This window comes from Micromonospora sp. II (assembly GCF_001709195.1).
In the GTDB taxonomy this organism is placed as follows: Bacteria; Actinomycetota; Actinomycetes; order Mycobacteriales; family Micromonosporaceae; genus Micromonospora; species Micromonospora chalcea.
Map to the genome: position 1 here is coordinate 1 of NZ_LYXF01000036.1, position 18,839 is coordinate 18,839.

The window sequence follows — 18,839 nt, forward strand, 5'->3', positions numbered from 1 at the left end:
GACCTGGATGGAGACCAGCAGGATGTCGCCGATCTTGAGGATCGGCACCCGTTCCATCAGGACTCCCGCCGCGGGCGGCGAGCGGTGGTCTCGACCCCGGTCAGGCGCAGCACGTGGCGCAGCGCGTCGGCGAGGCTCGCCTTGGTGGCGATGTCGCCGAACTCGATGCCGAGGGCGACGATCGTCTGGGCGATCTGCGGGCGGATGCCGGAGATGATGCAGTCGGCGCCCATCAGCCGGGCGGCCACCACGGTCTTGAGGATGTGCTGCGCGACCTGGGTGTCCACCGCCGGCACGCCGGTGATGTCGATGATCGCGTACGGCGAGCCGGTGTCGACCAGGGTCTGGAGCAGCCGCTCCATCACCACCTGGGCGCGGGCCGAGTCCAGCGTCCCGACCAGCGGGACGGCGACCACGCCCTCCCAGAGCTTGACCACCGGGGTGGACAGCTCCAGCAGCTGCTCCGCCTGGTCGGCGATCAGGCTTTCGCGGGCCCGGACGAACGTCTCGAACGTGAACAGGCCCATCTGGTCGACGAGCGCGGAGAAGGCGACGAAGTCGCGCAGGGTGTCGTCACCCTTCTCCTCTTCCATCAGCTCCAGCAGGGCGTCCTTGCACGCGAACACGCTGATCGCGGTCTCGGTGGCGGAGAACCCCTGCCGGGCCCGGTTGGTGGACAGCTCGGACAGCACCGCCCGCAGCTCACCGCCGTGCTCGTCGGCCAGGTCGGAGACGCCCTGGCGACCGGCGTCGACCAGCGCACGGTGCAGTTCCTGGACCTGCCGGGCCAGCTCGGCCCGGCTCAGGCGACCGCGCAGCGAACTGGCGACGATCTCCGTCCAGCGGTTGGTCAGCCGGTCCGCGTGCTGACTGAGCAGGTGGGCGAGCCGACCACCCTGTTCGGCGCTCAACGCCATCCTGACCTCCCTGATTTGGACGGGCGGACTCTATCACCGGGGGCTGACGCGGTACTTGTCGCGGAGCAAAGAATGATCGACCGCACCCGTGACCGCTCCCGTTCTGCGCGGCGCGCCCGTCGTGGGATACCGTTTCCCCCGAACACAGGAGGTCGACGAATGTCCTTGACGGTGCACACGGAACAGCGCGGCGACGTGGTCGTCGTGTCGGTCGCGGGCGAGCTGGACATGGCCACGGCACCGCAGCTGCAGGACCAGATCACGGATCTGCTGGACAAGGGGCGCAACCGCCTGGTCTTCGACCTGGCCGAGGTGTCGTTCTGCGACTCCACCGGCCTGTCGGTGTTCGTCCGGGCGAAGAACAACTGCGACGAGGCGGGCGGCGTCGTCCGGCTGGCCGCTCCGCAGCGCGGTGTGCTGCGCATCCTCGAGGTCAGCGGGCTGGTCGAGGTGCTGCACACGTACCCGACCGTGGAACAGGCCGTCGCGGGCGAGCCCACCCCGACCTCCTCCTGACCGGTTCCGCTCAGCGCTCGTCCTCGATGTAGCGGGGACGAGCGATCACCATGCCCGCCGCCGTCTGCACGGCGAGCGCCACCAGCAGGAAGCCGATCGGGGCGGTCCAGCCGCCGGTCGCCTCGTAGAGGATGCCCACCAGCAGCGGCCCGAGCGCCGCGATGACGTACCCGGTGCTCTGCGCGAACGCGGACAGCGCCACGGTGCCCTCGGCGGTCCGGGCGCGCAGCCCGATCGTGGTCAGGATGAGCGGGAACGCGCCCTGGCCGAGCGCCAGCAGCAGCACCCACAGCGGCGCCAGGCCGTGCGGGGCCAGCGCCAGACCGGTGTACGCGGCGGCGGAGAACACGGTGAGCGACAGCACCAGCGGCCGGAGCGTGGCCAGCCGGCCGGCCAGCGCCGGCATCATCAGCGCCACCGGCACGCCCAGCGCGGTCACGCCGGCGAGCAGCAGCCCGGCCGCCTCCGGGCGGTACCCGGCGTCCCGGAAGAGCTGGGCCAGCCAGCCCATGATCGCGTACCCGCTGAGCGACTGCGCCCCGAAGTAGACCGCCATGGCCCAGCCGAGCCGGGTCCGGGCGGGTTGCACCCGGGCCGGGGTGGCGAYGGCCACCGCCGGGGGCGCGGCCCGTCGCGCCGCGCGGGCCCGCAGCGCCAGCGGCACCCACGGGAGTACGGCCAGCGCGGCCAGCCCGGCCCAGACGCCGAGTCCGGCCCGCCAGGAGCCGAAGGCGTGCGCGACCGGCACCGCCGCGGCGGCGGCCACCGTCGTGCCCACCGTCAGGGCCATCGTGTACGCCCCGGTGACCAGCCCGGTGCGGTGCGGGAAGTGCTGCTTGACGAGCATCGGCAGCAGGATGTTCGCCACCGCGATGCCGGCCAGCGCGAGCGCGCTGGTGGCCACGAAGACCGCCGCCGAGCCGGTGAGCGCGCGCAGCACCTGCCCGACGGTGAGCGCCAGCATGGCGAGCACCAGCACCCGGGGCGCGGCCCAGCGGCGGACCAGCCACGGGGTGAGCGCGCCCAGTCCGGCGAACGCGATGGTGGGCAGCGTGGTGACCAGGCCGGCCATCGCCCCGGAGAGGCCGAGACCGACCCGTACCTCGTCGAGCAGCGCGCCGAGGCTGGTCACCGCCGCGCGCAGGTTCAGCGCGACGAGCAGCATCCCGGTCAGCACGAGCAGTCCGCCTCGGACCGCGCGGGGCGCCGGGGTGGGGAGGGCCGCGGAGCCGGCGCCGGGGGCGGGCACTGTGGCGGCGGGCGCGGGTGGCGGAGTCATGACCTCGAACCTACAATCATGGGATGAATTTCGGCACGAGGTGTAACCGGTGACACCCGCCGTGGATTCCGTCGTCGTGCCGCCGCGCGGTCACCGGGTCCGCCAGACCATCGAGCAGCTCCGGGAGCGCATCCTCGGCGGCGAGTGGCCGGTGGGCGGGCGCATCCCCACCGAGCCGCAACTCGTCGCCGAGCTCGGCGTGGGCCGGAACACGGTCCGCGAGGCGGTCCGGGCGCTCGTGCACGCCGGGGTGCTGGTGTGCCGGCAGGGCTCCGGCACGTACGTGGTGTCGACCGACGAGCTGGCCCCGGTGGTGGCCCGCCGGCTCACCGACGACCGGATGACCGAGGTGATCGAGGTCCGGCGCGCGTTCGAGGTGGAGGCCGCCCGGCTCGCCGCGTTGAGGCGTACCCCTGAGGACCTGGTGGCGCTCGACGGCGCGCTCGCGGCCCGCGAGGCCGCGTGGCGCGGCGGCCGGGTGGACGAGTTCGTCGAGGCGGACGCCGCGCTGCACACGGCAGTGGTGGCGGCCGCGCACAACGCCATGCTGGCCGAGCTGTACGCCTCGGTCGGCGCCGCGCTGCGCAGCACCGTGGCCCAGGCGATGGGCGAGGCGCTGACCCCGGAGCGGTACGTGGATCACGGCCGGCTGGTGGAGGCGATCCGGGCCGGCGACCCGCAGCGGGCGGCGATCGAGGCCGGTGCTTTTCTCGAAGGACCCGCCGGGGCATAGGTTGTCCCCGACGCAGACTCATCAGGGCACGGGAGTACGGATGCTCAAGGGCTTCAAAGACTTCATCATGCGCGGCAACGTCGTCGACCTGGCGGTCGGTGTCGTCATCGGCGCGGCGTTCACCGGCGTGGTGACCCAGCTCACCAAGTCGTTCCTGGAACCGCTGGTACGCGTGTTCATCGTGTTGATCACCGGCAACGAGGACGGGATCGGCGGCTCGACGCCGTCCTTCCGCGGCGTCGCCTTCGACTGGGTGGCCTTCGTCAACGCGCTGATCACGTTCGTGCTCACCGCGGCGGCGCTGTACTTCCTGGTCGTCTACCCGATGAACAAGCTCGCCGAGCGCCGCAAGCGCGGCGAGGAGCCGCCGCCGTCGGCCCCGAGCGAGGAGGTCAAGCTGCTCACCGAGATCCGTGACGCGCTGCTCGCCGGCAACCACGGCACCCCGGGCCAGCGCAGCGCCCTGGACGACGTGCTCGGCCGCCGGCAGGAGCCGCCCGCGCCGCGCTGACGCCATAGCCGATCGGCCCCCGCGACAATCTCGCGGGGGCCGACGTGTATCGAACACATGTTCGATAGAGTCCGGGCATGGAGCAGCGTAGGCACTGGTGGAACGGGAAATGGGGACGCCTCGCCCGGCGTGACGTCTTCCTCCGGGTGGACGGCGACCGCTGGCACGTGGAGCAGCGGGCCGGCGGCGCCGAGGGGGTTTCCCGGTTCTACGAGCACGCCAGCGTCGAGGAGGCGGAGGAGACGGTCCGGGCGCTGCTGGACGGCACCGACACGTGGCGCGAACTGTCCCCCCGCCCGCCGGGCGGCTGGGCCCCGTCCGTTTAGCGCCCGCGCGACCCGGGAACCGCTGCCGTATGAGCCAGCAGCAGGACACCGTCTCCCGGGTCACCACCGGCATGCGGGTGGTCGACTCCGCAGGCGTCGAGGTGGGCACAGTCGATCTCGTCCAGCGCGGCGACCCGGCCGCGGTGACCGTGCAGGCGCCCGCGCCGGTCGACCCCGGCAGCAGCCTGGACGAGCTGATCGAGTCGGCGGCGGTCGAGGAGCCGGACGTGCCGGCCGACCTGGCCGCACGGCTGCTGCGCGACGGCTATCTCAAGGTCTCCACCGACCTGGTCCGCACCGGCGCGGTCTACGTGCTGGCCGACCGGATCGCCGCGGTGCACGACGGCGCGGTACGCCTGACCGTCCCGGCCACGGAGCTGCCCGCCGAGGAGTGACGCCCGCCGAGGTGATGAATTTGTCACCCGCAGTAATAGGTGATCAATGCAAGTTGCCCGGAAAAGCCGCCCGTCAATCCCCTTGCACAGAGTCTCAATGCCATGACTTTGCGCTTTAATCGCTGATGAACGACTTGATCGTTGATCTTCAAAAACATTGCGCGTGTTCTGGTATCTACATCGGCCTCTCGCCACGGATAGTAATTGGCGAACCAAGGGGGCCGAGGGGGAACAATGAACGAAGCGCTGGCGGAACCGCTCACCGGATATCAGGTGGTGGCCGTGGCCACTGCCGTCGCCGGAGTGGTGGCGGGCCTGGTGCGGGCCTACGTGGCATACCGCGCCCGGATGAACGAGGAACGCGAGGCGACAACACGCACCACAGCGCGGGTCACGTGGCTGATCCGGCTGGCCGAGGCGGACCATGACGTCGTACGGATCGTGGAGCGCGATCGCGACGGGCATCGGGAGGTCGAACTGGGCGGGCGCGCTGCGTCGAAGCCCGGCCCCGTCGAGGAGGCGGCGTGACAGACATCAAGGGCACCGCCGCTCTCACACCGGATCCCGACGACAACGACGCTCTGCGCGAGGCGGAGGCGGCCCGCCTGAAGGCCGTTCACGACCGGGAGTTCGCCGAATTCACCGAAGGCTCGTACCACACCGTGGAACGGATTCTCCGGGCGAGATGCCGGGACCGTCAGGCGGTGGAGGACGCGCTTCACGAAGCCTTTCTGCACGGTCGGGTCGAGTGGTCCAAGCTCCGCGACCACGTCCGGCCGATCGGATGGATCGTCCGTACGGCGCGGTTCAAGATGCTGAAGGATCACGACCGACGACTGCGGGAGGCCGCGGTGGCGCCGGAGGACCTGCCGCCGTCGTCCCACTCGGACATCGCTGACGCGTGGGAGGCGCAGGAGACGCTGCGCGGCTGGTTGCACCAGTTGCCGGTACGGCACGCCGAGGTGTTCCAGATGTCGAAGGAGGGCTTCTCCAACCAGGAGATCGCCCGCATCCTCGGCCTGACCGAGAACAGCGTCCGCTCCTACAAGGCCGCCGCCAAGAAGGAGCTGTGCGAACTGGCCGAGAAGGCCGGCTTCACCCGCTCGGAGAGCGAGCGGCGGCAGGGGGCCGGCCGTGGATCTCGATGACATCCTGGCGCTCGCCGAGACCACACCCAGCCCGTTGGAGCTCGCGCGCGCCCGCCGGGTGGCGCGGACCGTGCAGAGCCAGCACGACCTGTCCCTCGCCGAGGGCTACAAGATCATCGTCGACACCGACCTCGCCGATCCCCTGACCTGGGACGCCGACGAGGCCGTCCGGGTCACCCGCGCCGCCCAGCTGGCGAAGCAGGGCACCGTCACCTGGCTGCCCGGCGACCACGACGCGGAGCGCTTCGAGCGGCTCTCCTGGTCCGACGAGATGGCGATGATCGTCGGGCACGCGCCGGGAACGCTCCGCCTCACCCCGCGGACGCTCGCCGACCTCGTTCATCCCGCCGATGTCGAGCGCGTCCTCGCCGCGGTGCGGACGGCGTGGGAACAGAGCCGCCCCGACGAGATCGGCTTCCGGGTGGTCCAGCCCGGAGGCAGCGTCCGCCACGTGTACTGCCACCTCGAGATCCTCACCGACGCGGGCCGGCCGGTCGGCGTCATCGCCACCGGCGAGGACATCACCGCGCTCGAACTCGCCCGCCAGGAGCAGCGCCGGCTCGCCGTACGCAGCCGGATGCTCGGCCCCGACCCGGCCGTCCGGGACGTGCTCACCGGGCTCCAGACCCGCGGGTACGTGATCGACGAGGTCGACCGGGCGCGGCGCACCACCGGCGGCGCCCTGATCGTCGTGGCGACCGAACCGGCCACCCGGCTGCCCGACGCGCTGACCGACGAGGACCGCGACCAGGTGACGGCGGAGATCGCCCGGACCCTGCGCGCAGTCGCCGGGGACGGCGTCACCAGCGGACTGGTGGGTTCCGGCTCGTGGGGCCTACTGCTCGCCCCCCGGGACGACGCGGGGAAGGCCGAGACCCTGGCCGCCCGGATCGTGGACAAGTTCCGGAACCATCTGTTCAGCGTCCGGCAGAAGCCCCTGCGGCTCAACACCTCGGCCGGCGTGGTCCATTTCGACAACGACATCCCGGACACCGGCTTCGACCTTCTCGTGGACGGCGAGCACGCGGCCCGCGACGCGCACCGCAACGCCACCGCCGTCAAGGTCCTGGAGCGGCCGGTCGCCGAGCGGGAACGGACGGACCGGTGCCGCCGCCGGATTCACCGCGCCGTCTCGGCCAACCGGTTCGCCCTGTACGCCCAGCCCATCATCGATCTCGGGCTCAATCAGGTGGCCCGTCACGAGATTCTGCTGCGCGTTCGCAGCGACACCGGTGAACCGGTCGCGCCGTGGGCCTTTCTCGACATGGCCGAGCGGGTCGGCGAAATCCTGGCGGTGGACAAGTGGGTCATCGACCACGCTCTGGAACTGATCGGCCGCGGGGCACAGACCTCCCATTACCAGGTGAACATTTCCGGGAAGTCGCTCGCCGACCCGGGACTGCTCGCTTTCGTGACCGGGGCGATCCACCGGCACCACGTCAAGCCGGAATGCCTGACGTTCGAAATCACCGAGACCGCGCTCATCGAGAACCGCAACGAGGCGCTGGCCTTCGCCACCGGAATCAGAGAGGTCGGCTGCCACCTGGCGCTCGACGACTTCGGCACCGGATACGGCGCCCTCGCCCAGCTCAAATACCTGCCGGTGGACCTGGTGAAGATCGACGGCGCGTTCATCGTCGACCTGTGCCGATCGCCGGCCGACCAGGCTGTGGTGTCGGCGCTCGTCGAACTGTGCCACACGCTCGGCATCCGGGTCGCCGCCGAGTACGTCCAGGACCGGGAGACCCTCGATCTCCTGCGCGCCGCGGAGGTCGACTTCGCGCAGGGCTACCAGATCGGGCGGCCGGAACCGATAACTGTGAGTCAGGAGGAGGTGCAGAGCATCGAACTCGAACTGCGGCTCCCGCCTCAGCAGACCGCCATGGGATGACCGGTCGTCACCCGGCCCGGCTGGGAACCGGCGGGGCGGGTTCCGCCTCGGGCGACCCGGCCGGCGGGGACGCGGCCGCGCGGCGGCGGAACAGCAGCATCAGCCAGCCCGCGACCAGCCCCCAGAACGCGCCGCCCACCCCGAACAGGCTCACCCCGGAGGCGGTGACCACGAACGTCACCACCGCCGCCTCCCGCGCGTCCGGCTGGGCCACAGCCGCCGCGACCGCTCCGGCCAGCGCGCCGAGCAGGGCGAGCCCGGCGACGGCCTCGACCAGCACCGGCGGGGAGAGCAGCACCAGTGTGGTGGCCACGCCCGCGCCGAGCCCGAGCAGCGCCAGCCCGATCCCGGCGGTGACCGAGGCGATCCAGCGCCGTTCCGGGTCCGGGTGGGCGTCCGGCCCGGCCGCCAGGGCGGCGGTGATCGCGGCCAGGTTCACCGCGTGCCCGCCGGCCGGAGCGCCGAGGGCGGTGGCGAGCCCGGTCACCCGCAGCGCCGAGCCCAGCGGGGCCCGATAGCCGTAGCCGGCGAGCACGGCGGTGCCGGGCACGTTCTGGGCGGCCATGGTGACCAGGAACAGCGGCAGGGCGAGCCCGACGACGGCGGGCAGCGTCCAGGCCGGCGCGGTGAGCGCGACGACCGGCGCGGCGTCCATCCGGGCCGGGCCGGAGGTGGTGAGCGCGATCGCCACCACCGCCACGGCGAGCGCGCCGGGTACCGCCCAGCGGCGGGCGAACCGGTGCAGCAGGAGCCAGACCAGCACCACCGGCCCGGCCAGCCGGGGCACCTCCACGAGGGCGCGTACGGGCGCCGTACACAGCGGCAGCAGCACCCCGGCGAGCATGGCGGAGGCGATCGGGCCGGGGATCGCGGCGACCGCGCGGCCGAGCGCGGGGATCAGCCCGGCGGCGACGATCAGCAGGCCGGCGAGCAGGAAGGCGCCGACCGCGGCGGGCCAGCCGCCGGTGACCGGCCCGGTGGCGACGAGCAGCGCCGCGCCCGGCGTGGACCAGGCGATCGACAGTGGCAGCCGGTGCCGCAGGCCGAGCCAGACCGCGCAGGCGCCACTGGCGACGCAGAGCGCGAGCAGGCCGGAGGCGGCCTGGTCCCGGTCGGCGCCGACGGCGCGCAGCCCGGCCAGGACGACTGTGAACGAGCTGGCGAAGCCGACCAGGGCGGTCACCACACCGGCCAGGACGGGTTGGAGCCGACCCCCCATGCTCTCCTCCTCCGCCGTTCCGTTTACGGAACGGCACGGTGTAGCACGATAGCCCTCATGACAGCCGCCGCACCACCCGATGACCGGGGCGCCCGGGAGGTCGGCCGGCGCATCCGCTCGCTCCGCACCGAACGGGGCATCTCCCTGTCCGAGCTGGCCCGCCTCGCGGGCGTCGGCAAGGCCACGCTCTCCGGCCTGGAGAACGGCGTGCGCAACCCCCGGCTGGAAACCCTGTACGCGATCACCGCGCAGCTCGGCGTGCCGCTGACCGCCGTACTCTCCGCGCCCGAGCAGGCACCCACGGTACGCGGGGCCGCTGTCGGCGCCACGCTGCTGGAGGTCTTCGGCGACCGGGAGGCGACCTTCGAGCTGTACCGGATGTGCGTCACCCCGGGTCCGGCTCAGCTCTCCCCCGCCCACTCCAGCGGCGTGACCGAGCACGTAACAGTCTTCTCCGGCGTACTGCGCGCCGGCCCGGTCGACGCCCCGCTCACCGCCGGTCCGGGCGGCTACCTGCGGTGGGTCTCCGACGTGCCGCACACGTATGCGGCGGTGGGTGAGGAGGAGGTCCACGCGAGCCTGCTGCTGCGTTATCCTCGACCGTCCACACCGGACAGTTGACGCATACCCAGGATGCAAGCGGATGACATTTCTTTCAGCAGACCCGCCACCGCGTAGAGACGCGGAGCCGTTCTTCTTGGCAAGCTTGTCCTCATGACGCTCATCCTCCGCTCGGCCATCCTCAACGACGTCGGCCTCGTCCGGACCAACAACGAGGACTCCGCCCTCGCCGGTGACCGCCTCGTGGCGGTGGCCGACGGCATGGGCGGGCTCCCCGCCGGCGAGGTGGCCAGCGAGATCGTCATCCGGATCCTGGACGAGCTGACCCCGCCCACCGGCGCCGACGAGGCGGCCGACGCGCTGCGCGCCGTGGTCAGCACCGCCAACCAGCGCATCCGCGCGGCCATCACCGTCGACCCGGCCCGCGACGGCATGGGTACGACGCTGACCGCCGCCCTGCTCGCCGGGGACACCCTGGTGCTCGCCCAGGTCGGCGACTCCCGCTGCTACCTGCTGCGCGACCACGAGCTGACCCAGCTCACCCGCGACGACACGTTCGTCCAGGCGCTCGTCGACCAGGGCGCGCTCTCCCGCGACCAGGCCCGCCACCACCCGCAGCGTTCGCTGGTCACCCGCGCGGTGCAGGGCTCCGACGCGCCGCCCGCCGTCGGGGCGCTCACCGTGTTCCCCGGCGACCGGCTGCTGCTGTGCAGCGACGGCCTCTCCGACTACGTGGAGGACGCCGCCATCGCGGCGGCGCTCGCCACGTACGGCGACCGCCAGCAGTGCGGCGAGCAACTGGTGAAGCTGGCCCACCAGGCCGGCGCGCCGGACAACGTGACAGTGGTCATCTCGGACGTCACCGAGGCGTGAGTCGGCGTCCTTTCCGGTTGCGGAGCGCGCCCGCTGCGGTTGGGATGAACGGATGCACATCCGCCGGCTGGCCGCCGATGAACGACTGACCACCAGCTTCCCGCTCCAGGCGTACGCGTTCGAGGCCTCGCCGATGGGCGCCTCCCGGACCGACCAGTTCCGCGCCTACCTGCCGTACAACGCCGGGAACACGACACTGGTGGCCGAGGAGGACGGCGTCACCGCAGCGGCGGTCTCGGCGATCCCGATGCGGCAGAACCTGCGCGGCGCGGTGCTGCCGATGGCCGGTGTCGCGGGCGTGGCCACCCATCCGCTGGCCCGCCGGCGCGGACACGTCCGCACGCTCATGCACCAGCTCCTCGACGGCATGCGGGACGAGGGGCAGCAGCTCAGCGCGCTGCACCCGTTCCGCGCCTCGTTCTACGAGCGCTTCGGCTACATCGGGCTGCCCCGGCGGCGTACCGCTGTCTTCTCCCCCGCGGACCTGGCGCCGCTGCTGCGCGCCGAACTGCCGGACGAGCTGGTCTGGGAGCGGATCGGCACCGGCTATGCGCGTTGGCGCGCGTACACCGAACGGTGCCTGCGGGAACGGCACGGCTTCGCGGTCTTCCCGGACTTCCGGGCGGTCGGGCTGCGCGACCGCGACGACCGCTGGCTGGTCAGCGTGGTGCGCGGCGGCGAGACGGTCGGCGCTGTCACCTACCGGATCGACGACCACGCCGGCACGCTGCACGCCGACGACCTGCTCGTCGACGACCCGTACGCGCGGGCGTCGGTGCTCCAGTTCTTCGCCCGGCACGTCGACCAGGTGGCCCGGATCAGCGTCCAGATTCCCCCGGACGAACTGCCGGAGCTGTGGCTCACCGACCTCGACGTGCAGGTGGAGGCGAGGGTGGCCCGGCCCGACCCGACCGCGCCGATGGCCCGGCTGCTCAGCCTGGACGCGCTCGCCGACCAGCCGGTCGGGGTGGGCCGGGTGCTGATCGAGGTGGTCGGCGACCGCTGGCTCGCCGGCCGGCACCTGCTCGACGGCACCACCGGCAAACTGGCGGTGCTGCCCGCGCAGACCACCGCCGAGGGCGGCGTGCCGGCCGCGCGGCTCACCGCCGCCGGGCTGTCCGCCCTGGCGTACGGGGTGCTCGACCCGGCCGAGGTGGTGGTACGCGGCCTGGGCGACGTGCCGGTGGACGCGGCCGGTGAGCTACGCCGCCTCTTCCCCCGCGAACTGCCGCACCTGTTCGCCGACTTCTGACCCGGTTGGCGGCACGCGGCCGGGGGTAGGGTCCAGCGCGTGCCGGAATGGCTGGAAGCGGGATTCTGGGGCCTGCTCGCCGGGTCGGCCCTGCTGATCGGGGCGGCCGTCGGGTTCTTCGCGCGCGTACCGCGCCGGACGACCGCCTCGGTGATGGCGTTCGGGGCGGGCGTGCTGCTCTCCGCCGTCTCGTTCGAGCTGATCGACGAGGCGCACGAGCAGGGTGGCCTGCGGCCGGTGGTGATCGGTGCGGCGATCGGCGCGCTCGCGTACACCGGGGCGAACGTCCTGCTGGCCCGGCACGGCGCGCGGCACCGCAAGCGCTCCGGCGACGAGCAGCCCTCCGAGCGGGAACAGCCCGGCTCGGGTACGGCGATAGCTGTCGGCGCGCTGCTCGACGGCGTACCCGAATCGGTGGTGATCGGCGCGAGCCTGCTCGCCTGCGGCCCGGTCAGTCTGGTCACCGTCATCGCGGTGTTCCTCAGCAACGTGCCGGAAGGGCTGTCCAGCGCGGCCGGCATGCGGCAGGCCGGGCGCACCCGGCGCTACGTGTTCGGGCTGTGGACGGCCATCGCGTTGATCTCCGGCGCGGCGGCGCTGGCCGGGTACACGCTGCTCGGCGGCGCGCCGCCCGAGGTGTTGGCGACGATCACCGCGCTCGCGGCGGGCGCGATCCTCGCGATGATCACCGACACGATGGTGCCGGAGGCGTTCGCGGACGCGCACCTGCTGGTCGGGCTGATCACCGTGCTCGGCTTCCTGGTCGCGTTCGCGCTGTCGCACGCCTGACCGTCGCGCGGCCGCTCGCTGCGGCTTAGCGGCGGGTTAAGGATCGGCTGTGGAGTCGTGCCGGCGCGGCCGGTCCTCCTAGCATCGGGCGGTGCGCGTGAAGTCGGCTGTCACTCTGCTCGTCCTCGCCCTGGCGACAGCGACGCTGCCCGCCTGCGGCGACGATCCGGCCCCCGCACCCGCCGCCGACCCCGGCTCGCCGGCCGGTCCGGCAGCCGCCCCGTCGCCCTCGCTCTCCCCGAGCGGGCGTTCCGGTCTCGGCAGCGCCCGGCCGAGCCCCACCCCCGCCACAGTGGCGTTCCGCGCCGGCAACCCGGCGGGCCGGGCGAGCGTGCCGGCCGAGGCGCGTCCGGTGGACACCTCGCGCCCGACCCGTACCGTCGGCAGCGGCACCCCGGCGAGCTGCACCTCCGAGGCGGTGGTGAAGGCCGTCGCGGCCGGCGGCGTCATCACCTTCGACTGCGGGCCCGCGCCGGTCACCATCACCATGAAGGCCACCGCCAAGGTGGTGAACTCGCACGGCCCGCGCATCGTGCTGGACGGCGGCGGCACTGTCACGCTCAGCGGCGGCGGCAAGCGCCGCATCCTCTACATGAACACCTGCGACCAGGCGCAGGGCTTCACCACCTCGCACTGCCAGAACCAGGACCACCCGCAGCTCACCGTGCAGAACCTGACGTTCGCCGACGGCGACTCCACCGGCGAGCGGACCGAGGGCGGCGGGGGCGGCGCGATCTTCGTCCGGGGCGGGCGGTTCAAGGTGGTCAACTCGCGGTTCGTCGGCAACCGCTGCGACCGTACCGGCCCCGACCTGGGCGGCGCGGCGCTGCGCGTGCTCAGCCAGTTCGAGAACAAACCGGTGTACGTGGTGAGCAGCACCTTCACCGGCGGAGTGTGCGCCAACGGCGGGGCGCTGAGCAGCATCGGCGTCTCCTGGACGGTGCTGAACAGCGTCTTCCGCGACAACCGGGCGGTCGGCACGGGCGCGAACCCGGCCCGGGGCGGCACGCCGGGTGGCGGTAGTGGCGGCGCGATCTACTGCGACGGCAACGAGTTCGCGGTGCGGATCGCCGGCACGGTGATCGAGGACAACAGCGCGAACGAGGGCGGCGGCGCGATCTTCTTCGTCAGCAACAACCGCACCGGCTCGCTGCAGATCGACAGTTCAACGCTGCGCCGCAACCCGAGCAGAGGCTTCGAGACAAAGGGCCACCCCGGCATCTTCTTCCTGGGTGCCCAAATCTCCTGACCCCCTCCCTGCCCCGCCCCGCCTCGCCCCGCCCCGCCTCGCCCCGCCTCGCCTCGCCCCGCCTTGCCCCGCCTCGCCCCGTCGATCATGAAGTTGGCGGCCTCGCCATCGGCGTGTCGCGCCGCCAACCTCATGATCGCCGCCTGACCAGCCAGCTCGCGCACGCTGCCCTCACCCCGCCTCGTCGATCATGAAGTTGACGGTCCCGATGTCGGCGTGTCGACCCGCCAACTTCATGATCACCGGCCAGTCCTCCGCCCTACGGCCCCCGCCCCACCCGCCCCACCCGCGCACCTGCCCTTTCAACTCGGTGATCAAGGAGTTTGTGTTCCAGTTGATCTCTGCGCGTGACACAAACTCCTTGATCAACAGGGCGGGGTGGCGGGGTGGGGCGAGGGCGGGGCCGACGCCGGAGCGGATGGGACAGCGGCGGGCAGCGGCGAAGGGTGGGATCAGTAGGGGTTGGGGTGGCCGGGGAGGTGGCCTCGGGTCAGGGCTGCGGGGCGACCGGGGAGGGTCGGGTCCGGGGACAGCGGCGGGGAATCCGTGCCGGCTCTCGTGGCCATGCCGGTGAACAGGTCCTTCAGGGCGGTCACCGAGTCGATCGCCGGGGCCCAGCCGAGTTCGGTCTCGGCACGGTGGCTGGACATCAGCGGCACGTTCAGCGCCAGGTCGACCCAGCCGGTGTCGACCGGTTGCAGCCGCGCCCGCCAGGTCAGCGCCGCCGCCGCGCGCAGCACCGGCGTCGCCACCGGCACCGTCCAGCCGTGGAAGTGCCGGGCCACCAGCTCCGGCGTCAGCACCGGGTCGGCCGCCACGTTGAAGGCGCCGCTCGCATCCCCCAGAACCGCCCGGGCGTACGCGTCGGCCACGTCGTCGGCGTGCACCGCCTGCATCCGCAGTCGCTTGTTCGACGGCACCAGCGGAATGCGGCCGTACCGGAGAAGGCGCACCGGCGCCAGCGGGCCGAGGAAGTAGCGGCTGATCTCCGTACCAGCCTCCCGCTGGAAGATCAGCCCTGGCCGCAGCCGTACCACCCGGAGCTTCGGGTGCTCCCGCTGCACACCGTCGAGCAGCGCCTCCACCGCCGCCTTGTCCCGGCTGTACGACGACGTCTCCACCCCGGTCGCCGGCCAGTTCTCGCTGACCGGATGGTTCTTCGGGCCGGGCGCGTAGGTGCCGACAGATGAGGCGTACACCAGGGCCGGAACGCCGACCCGGACGGCGGCCTCGATCACCGCGCGGCTGCCGCCGACGTTGGTCCGGTAAAGCGTGCGGCGGTCGTGGCTGGGCTGGATCTGCCAGGCCAGATGCACCACCGCCCGCGCGCCGGCGAAGATCCGCACGAGCTGGTCGGCGGCACCCGGCGCGCCGATGTCGCAGGAGTGCCATTCCACGTCGGCGTACGGCTCACCGGCGTCCGGTCCGGGCAGCCGGCGCGCGACGCCCACCAGTTCCGCTCCCGTCTCCCGCCGCAGCCGGCGCAGCACGGCCGTCCCCACGTTGCCGGTCGCTCCCACGATCACGATGCGCATGTCCGGTGCGGTACCCGCTGAACCGGGCAGCAACCGCTCACGGACGGGGGTTCGTGCGTACCCAGCCCTTCTCCCGATCGCGGCGACCCGACGTGGCGGCCAGGCAGCGCGGGCAGACCCAGCCCTCCGGGTCGGCCTCGGTGAGGACGTCGGTGCCGGAGTAGTCGAACGGCACGTGCGGGAAGCGGCGCAGGCGGGTACGGCTCAGCGGCAGCCCGCACAACGTCTGGTTCTGGCCGGGCAGCCAGGCGTGCACCTCACCGCCGGGCCGGCGTACGCCGTCGGCGCCTGGAACCTCGCGGGAGGCCGCGACGGCGGCGGTGCTGGTGACTCGCATGGTTGCCCCGGTTCCCCGGGCGGGGAGGTTCACGCCTCGCGCCTGGCGCGTCGCCTGGTTCGGGTCTGAAGATCGACAGGCGGTGGAAGCCGCGAGCTTAGGGCGGGTGGGTTCCGGTAACCTGAGCGGGCGGGCCGCTAGCTCAATGGCAGAGCTGTGGACTTTTAATCCATAGGTTCAGGGTTCGAGTCCCTGGCGGCCCACTCCGTTCCAGCTCAGCGGCCCTCTGCAGGGCCGCTTTTGTTGTGCTGAGGGCCTATACAGCAGCGAAGTACAGCAGTAGCGCCTTACCGGTCCAGCGCGCTGCCGAGCCGCTTGAGGGCGTCGCGGGTGGCCGCCGAGGACACCACCGTGTAGATCTCCATGGTGATGGCGAATTGCGCGTGCCGAAGGATCTRCATCGCCACCCGGGGGTGCACGTCCAGGTCCGCCAGGAGTGAGGCACAGGTCCGCCGGGCGTCTCGCACGGTGATCCGCCGGACGCCAGCCGCGTCGCAGCGGCGGTCCCAGAAGCGGTTGAAGTTGCGTGGCTCGACAGGCCGCCCGTAGCGGGTGGTGAAGATCAGGTCCGACGGCTGCCACGCCGGGCCGGCGGCATCTCGGGCGGCGGTCTGCGCGGTGCGGCGGCGGCCGAGCGCCACGGTGCAGATGTCCGGCAGCGGCAGGGTGGCGTCCGAGGCGGCCGTCTTCGTCTCCCGGTGCAGCAGTTCGGCACCGACCCGCTGGAGCTGCCGGTCGATGGTCAACTCCCCCGCGTCGAGGTCGACGTCCGCCCAGGTGAGCCCCAACATCTCGCCCTTGCGCAGTCCGAGCACCAGGACCAGGACGTACGCGGCATAGAGCGGGTCGTCGTCGGCGCGGGCCGACTCCAGGAACCGGCGGGCCTCGTCGCTTGTCCACGCCTTCCGCTTGCGTTTCCGTACCGGAGGCAGCTTCACCAGCGACGCGACGTTGCGAGAGATCAGCCCTTCGGTGATCGCCTGGGACAGCAGCGTCCGGAGCACGGTCCGCAGGTGGGTGACACTCGTTGCCGAGGGCAGGTCCTGGCAGCAGCGGCCGAGAGCACAGCAGCGACGCTGGGCAGGCTTGCGCCGCTGGTCCTTGCCCTGGGCACAGCACTGGCAGGTCCGCCCGACCTCGTTAATCCAGGTCTGCACATCGCTGACGCGGAGTTTGTCGAGGCGCTTCCGGCCCAGCCCCGGCACGAGGTAGAGCCGGACCACCACCTCGTAGGTGACGTAGCTGCCGGGGGCGAGGTTCGGCTTGACGATCTCGCGCAGCCAGTAGCCGGCGTACTCCCCCACTGTCGGGGAGCGGGTCGCCACCGGGCCGGCCTTCGCCTGCCCGTGCAATTTGATCCACTTGTCGTGGACCTCCTCGCGGGTCTTGCCGTAGACCCACTTCCGGCCCCGCTTACCGTCGGGCTTCTCGACCCAGACGTACGCGGCGAAGCCGTTGCGGTAGGGAAAGATCGACCCCTCACCGTTGGCGCGGGCGCGTCCGGGCATCAGGCCGCCTCCTGCCGCTCGATCTGATCGCGGATGTAGTCGTCGACCCATTCGGGGAGGATGCGGCGGTACTTGCCGTCCTTGATGGAGCGCAGCTCGCGGGTGGCGATCTTCATCTTGACCTTGGAGATGCCGAAGCCGAGCAGCACGGCGACTTCGGCCGGCGAGTACCAGCGGGGGCGGAGATCGTGGCTCATGCGGCGGCCCCGGTGAGCCAGGATTCGTAGGCAAGTTCTTCCCTGCCGACACGGCTGCTCTCGCGTCGCTGTCGGGCGGCGGTGTTGGCGAGGAGTGCGTCGCCTTCGGTGAGCCAGCCGGAGCCGAGGTAGGTGAGGGTGCCGACGGTGATCGTGTCGGTCGGTTCGTCGTCCTCTTCGCGGCGGTAGGTGGTGCGGGTGTCGCGGAGTTGGCCGAAGGTGACGGAGTAGCGGCGGGCTTTGGTGAGGAAGTGGCCGCCGTAGCCGAGCATGTGCGCCCAGCGGCGCAGCCCGGCGTAGACGTTGGGTTTGGCGTCAAGGATGCCTTGACGGTCGTCGGCGGTTGCGGCGCCGCCGGTCATGTTGGTGTGGGTGGGGCGGCCGAGGTGCCAGCAGGCGTCGATGAGGCGGGCGACGTGGTCGCCTCCGGGGTCGGCGTAGTCGTCAACCGTGGCGGGGGTGAGTCGGGTGGAGCTGTGGCCGGTGGCTTCGGTGGCCTTGGTGGCGTACTTGGCGAGGTAGGCGGCGACCTTGGCATCGGTCAGCTCGCCGTCGCTGCTGTTGATGCGTTTGACGTCGACCTGCTCGCCCCAGGCGATCAGCCACCCTTGCGGCCGGTCGGGGTGCGGTGGTGTGGTGACGGTGATCTGCCGGGCGGCGGCGCGGATCGCGTCTTCCAGGTCGTCAACGGTGATGCCGTCCGGCGGCGGCACGAGGGCGTCCGGATCGTCGGGGTCAACGCCGTCCAAGCGCAGCAGGACGTGGAAATGCACGGCTGCGCGGCGCTGCATCTCGGCGACCTTGCCGTGTGACACCCGCACGGGTGGCACCCAGCGGACCTTGCCGGAGGCGGTGACGATGCCGACCTTCGCGATGCTGCGTTGGCGGCTGAGCGCGGCGAGATGGCGTTCGGCGGCTTGCTTGGTGCGTCGCCACAGCTCCCGGAGAAGTAGTTCCAGACGACCTGGTGGGCGTGGTCGTAGCAGTCGAGGCACAACGGCTGGCCCAGCCGCGGATCGTCGGCGTCGTGGCGGGCGAAGCACGCTATGGGCTGCCCGTGCGGGCAGGTTCCGGCGTTGCTGCGGGCGCGGCAGGGTGCGGGTCGGCAGTCGCAGCGCTGCCGGGTGCGGCAGGTGTGGCGCGGGACGTGGCGGTGGTGGACCGGGCCGAAGGACGGGGCGGTGAAGGTGGCGAAGACGACCGGGTGCCGGCCGACCGAGGCGGGGACGCCCTTGCCGCCGGTCAGTCCGCGACAGACAACTTGGTAGGCGTCGCCCTGGTAGACCCAGGCGCAGTCCGCGCACACCGACTCGCGGCGGTTACCGCACGCCTTGTACAGCGTCCGGTCGGGCAGCTCGTCGGTGTGCTGCTCGCTCAGGACTCGGCCGGTGTCGCGGTCGAYGGCGGCGATGGTGCCGCTGAGGCGGACCGGGCGAGCACAGCCGCCGGCGGGGCGGGTGTGCTCCAGCCAGCCGGAGAACTCCGGCGTAGCGGCGCGATGCAGGACCTGGGCGTCACGACCGGCGGCGAAGCCGGGGCGGTAGGTGGTGAAGATGGCTGTCTCCTCTTGCGGGGGTGGCAGGGACGGGAGACGAAGCACCAC

General features: G+C 72.2%; 20 protein-coding genes, 1 tRNA gene and 1 pseudogene. 14 read left to right on the forward strand and 8 right to left on the reverse strand.

The annotated features are described in order from the left end of the window. Positions 1-56: 56 nt before the first annotated feature. A complete protein-coding gene (locus A8711_RS20780; protein ID WP_043327435.1) occupies positions 57-917 on the reverse strand; it encodes an STAS domain-containing protein in 861 nt (286 codons plus the stop codon). A gap of 159 nt (positions 918-1,076) precedes the next feature. Between A8711_RS20780 and A8711_RS20785 the strand changes: the two genes are divergently transcribed. Then, positions 1,077-1,433, forward strand: coding sequence for an STAS domain-containing protein (locus A8711_RS20785; protein WP_030500698.1), 357 nt, complete (start codon positions 1,077-1,079; stop codon positions 1,431-1,433). Positions 1,434-1,443: 10 nt separating this feature from the next. Here the strand turns inward: A8711_RS20785 and A8711_RS20790 are convergent, their stop codons facing one another. Next, on the reverse strand, positions 1,444-2,712 hold the full coding sequence (locus A8711_RS20790) for an MFS transporter (RefSeq protein WP_069089140.1): 1,269 nt from the start codon (positions 2,710-2,712) through the stop codon (positions 1,444-1,446). A 49-nt stretch (positions 2,713-2,761) separates the two neighbouring features. On the opposite strand from A8711_RS20790, the gene A8711_RS20795 reads away from it, so the two are divergent. The 7 genes from A8711_RS20795 to A8711_RS20825 all read left to right on the forward strand — a co-directional run bounded on the left by A8711_RS20795 (position 2,762) and on the right by A8711_RS20825 (position 7,716). Next, the gene (locus tag A8711_RS20795; RefSeq protein ID WP_043327439.1) at positions 2,762-3,445 is read left to right on the forward strand and encodes a FadR/GntR family transcriptional regulator; all 684 of its coding nucleotides are present in this window, start codon (positions 2,762-2,764) and stop codon (positions 3,443-3,445) included. A 40-nt stretch (positions 3,446-3,485) separates the two neighbouring features. Beyond that, positions 3,486-3,956, forward strand: a complete 471-nt coding sequence (mscL, locus tag A8711_RS20800; RefSeq protein WP_043327441.1) for a large conductance mechanosensitive channel protein MscL — start codon at positions 3,486-3,488, stop codon at positions 3,954-3,956. A 77-nt stretch (positions 3,957-4,033) separates the two neighbouring features. Continuing rightward, complete coding sequence (locus A8711_RS20805; protein ID WP_026268772.1) at positions 4,034-4,282, forward strand: hypothetical protein; 249 nt, start codon at positions 4,034-4,036, stop codon at positions 4,280-4,282. 29 nt (positions 4,283-4,311) lie between these two features. Continuing rightward, positions 4,312-4,677, forward strand: a complete 366-nt coding sequence (locus A8711_RS20810) for a hypothetical protein (protein ID WP_069088720.1) — start codon at positions 4,312-4,314, stop codon at positions 4,675-4,677. A 234-nt stretch (positions 4,678-4,911) separates the two neighbouring features. Further along, positions 4,912-5,205, forward strand: coding sequence for a hypothetical protein (locus tag A8711_RS20815; protein ID WP_069088721.1), 294 nt, complete (start codon positions 4,912-4,914; stop codon positions 5,203-5,205). Further along, on the forward strand, positions 5,202-5,825 hold the full coding sequence (locus A8711_RS20820) for an RNA polymerase sigma factor (protein WP_113972225.1): 624 nt from the start codon (positions 5,202-5,204) through the stop codon (positions 5,823-5,825). The genes A8711_RS20815 and A8711_RS20820 overlap by 4 nt, the downstream gene beginning before the upstream one ends. Next, a complete protein-coding gene (locus tag A8711_RS20825; RefSeq protein WP_069089141.1) occupies positions 5,812-7,716 on the forward strand; it encodes a GGDEF domain-containing phosphodiesterase in 1,905 nt (634 codons plus the stop codon). The genes A8711_RS20820 and A8711_RS20825 overlap by 14 nt, the downstream gene beginning before the upstream one ends. 7 nt (positions 7,717-7,723) lie before the next feature. Here A8711_RS20825 and A8711_RS20830 read toward each other — a convergent pair whose 3' ends face one another. After that, positions 7,724-8,935 (reverse strand): benzoate/H(+) symporter BenE family transporter, encoded by a 1,212-nt coding sequence (locus A8711_RS20830; protein ID WP_069089142.1) that lies wholly within the window; start codon positions 8,933-8,935, stop codon positions 7,724-7,726. A 57-nt stretch (positions 8,936-8,992) separates the two neighbouring features. Here A8711_RS20830 and A8711_RS20835 point away from each other — a divergent pair, with 57 nt between their 5' ends. The 5 genes from A8711_RS20835 to A8711_RS20855 all read left to right on the forward strand — a co-directional run bounded on the left by A8711_RS20835 (position 8,993) and on the right by A8711_RS20855 (position 13,659). Continuing rightward, positions 8,993-9,556, forward strand: a complete 564-nt coding sequence (locus A8711_RS20835; RefSeq protein WP_069089143.1) for a helix-turn-helix domain-containing protein — start codon at positions 8,993-8,995, stop codon at positions 9,554-9,556. A gap of 93 nt (positions 9,557-9,649) precedes the next feature. Further along, the gene (locus A8711_RS20840) at positions 9,650-10,369 is read left to right on the forward strand and encodes a PP2C family serine/threonine-protein phosphatase (RefSeq protein WP_013283512.1); all 720 of its coding nucleotides are present in this window, start codon (positions 9,650-9,652) and stop codon (positions 10,367-10,369) included. Positions 10,370-10,421: 52 nt separating this feature from the next. Further along, positions 10,422-11,621, forward strand: coding sequence for an enhanced intracellular survival protein Eis (gene eis, locus A8711_RS20845; RefSeq protein WP_043327453.1), 1,200 nt, complete (start codon positions 10,422-10,424; stop codon positions 11,619-11,621). 39 nt (positions 11,622-11,660) lie between these two features. After that, the gene (locus A8711_RS20850; RefSeq protein WP_069089144.1) at positions 11,661-12,410 is read left to right on the forward strand and encodes a ZIP family metal transporter; all 750 of its coding nucleotides are present in this window, start codon (positions 11,661-11,663) and stop codon (positions 12,408-12,410) included. 97 nt (positions 12,411-12,507) lie between these two features. Continuing rightward, entirely contained in the window at positions 12,508-13,659 is a 1,152-nt protein-coding gene (locus A8711_RS20855; RefSeq protein WP_069089148.1) for a hypothetical protein, read from the forward strand. A gap of 452 nt (positions 13,660-14,111) precedes the next feature. Here A8711_RS20855 and A8711_RS20860 read toward each other — a convergent pair whose 3' ends face one another. Then, positions 14,112-15,194, reverse strand: coding sequence for an NAD-dependent epimerase/dehydratase family protein (locus A8711_RS20860; RefSeq protein WP_069089145.1), 1,083 nt, complete (start codon positions 15,192-15,194; stop codon positions 14,112-14,114). A 37-nt stretch (positions 15,195-15,231) separates the two neighbouring features. After that, the gene (locus tag A8711_RS20865) at positions 15,232-15,531 is read right to left on the reverse strand and encodes a hypothetical protein (RefSeq protein WP_043327456.1); all 300 of its coding nucleotides are present in this window, start codon (positions 15,529-15,531) and stop codon (positions 15,232-15,234) included. Between the two features lie 131 nt (positions 15,532-15,662). On the opposite strand from A8711_RS20865, the gene A8711_RS20870 reads away from it, so the two are divergent. Further along, positions 15,663-15,734: transfer RNA gene (locus A8711_RS20870), tRNA-Lys, on the forward strand. Positions 15,735-15,818: 84 nt separating this feature from the next. Here A8711_RS20870 and A8711_RS20875 read toward each other — a convergent pair. The 3 genes and pseudogenes from A8711_RS20875 to A8711_RS20885 all read right to left on the reverse strand — a co-directional run bounded on the left by A8711_RS20875 (position 15,819) and on the right by A8711_RS20885 (position 18,791). Beyond that, the gene (locus A8711_RS20875) at positions 15,819-17,039 is read right to left on the reverse strand and encodes a tyrosine-type recombinase/integrase (protein WP_069089146.1); all 1,221 of its coding nucleotides are present in this window, start codon (positions 17,037-17,039) and stop codon (positions 15,819-15,821) included. Next, entirely contained in the window at positions 17,039-17,236 is a 198-nt protein-coding gene (locus tag A8711_RS20880; protein ID WP_069089147.1) for an excisionase family DNA-binding protein, read from the reverse strand. Before A8711_RS20880 ends, A8711_RS20875 begins: the two co-directional genes overlap by 1 nt. Then, positions 17,233-18,791 (reverse strand): annotated as a pseudogene (locus A8711_RS20885) (replication initiator). Before A8711_RS20885 ends, A8711_RS20880 begins: the two are co-directional and overlap by 4 nt. Between the last annotated feature and the right edge of the window lie 48 nt (positions 18,792-18,839).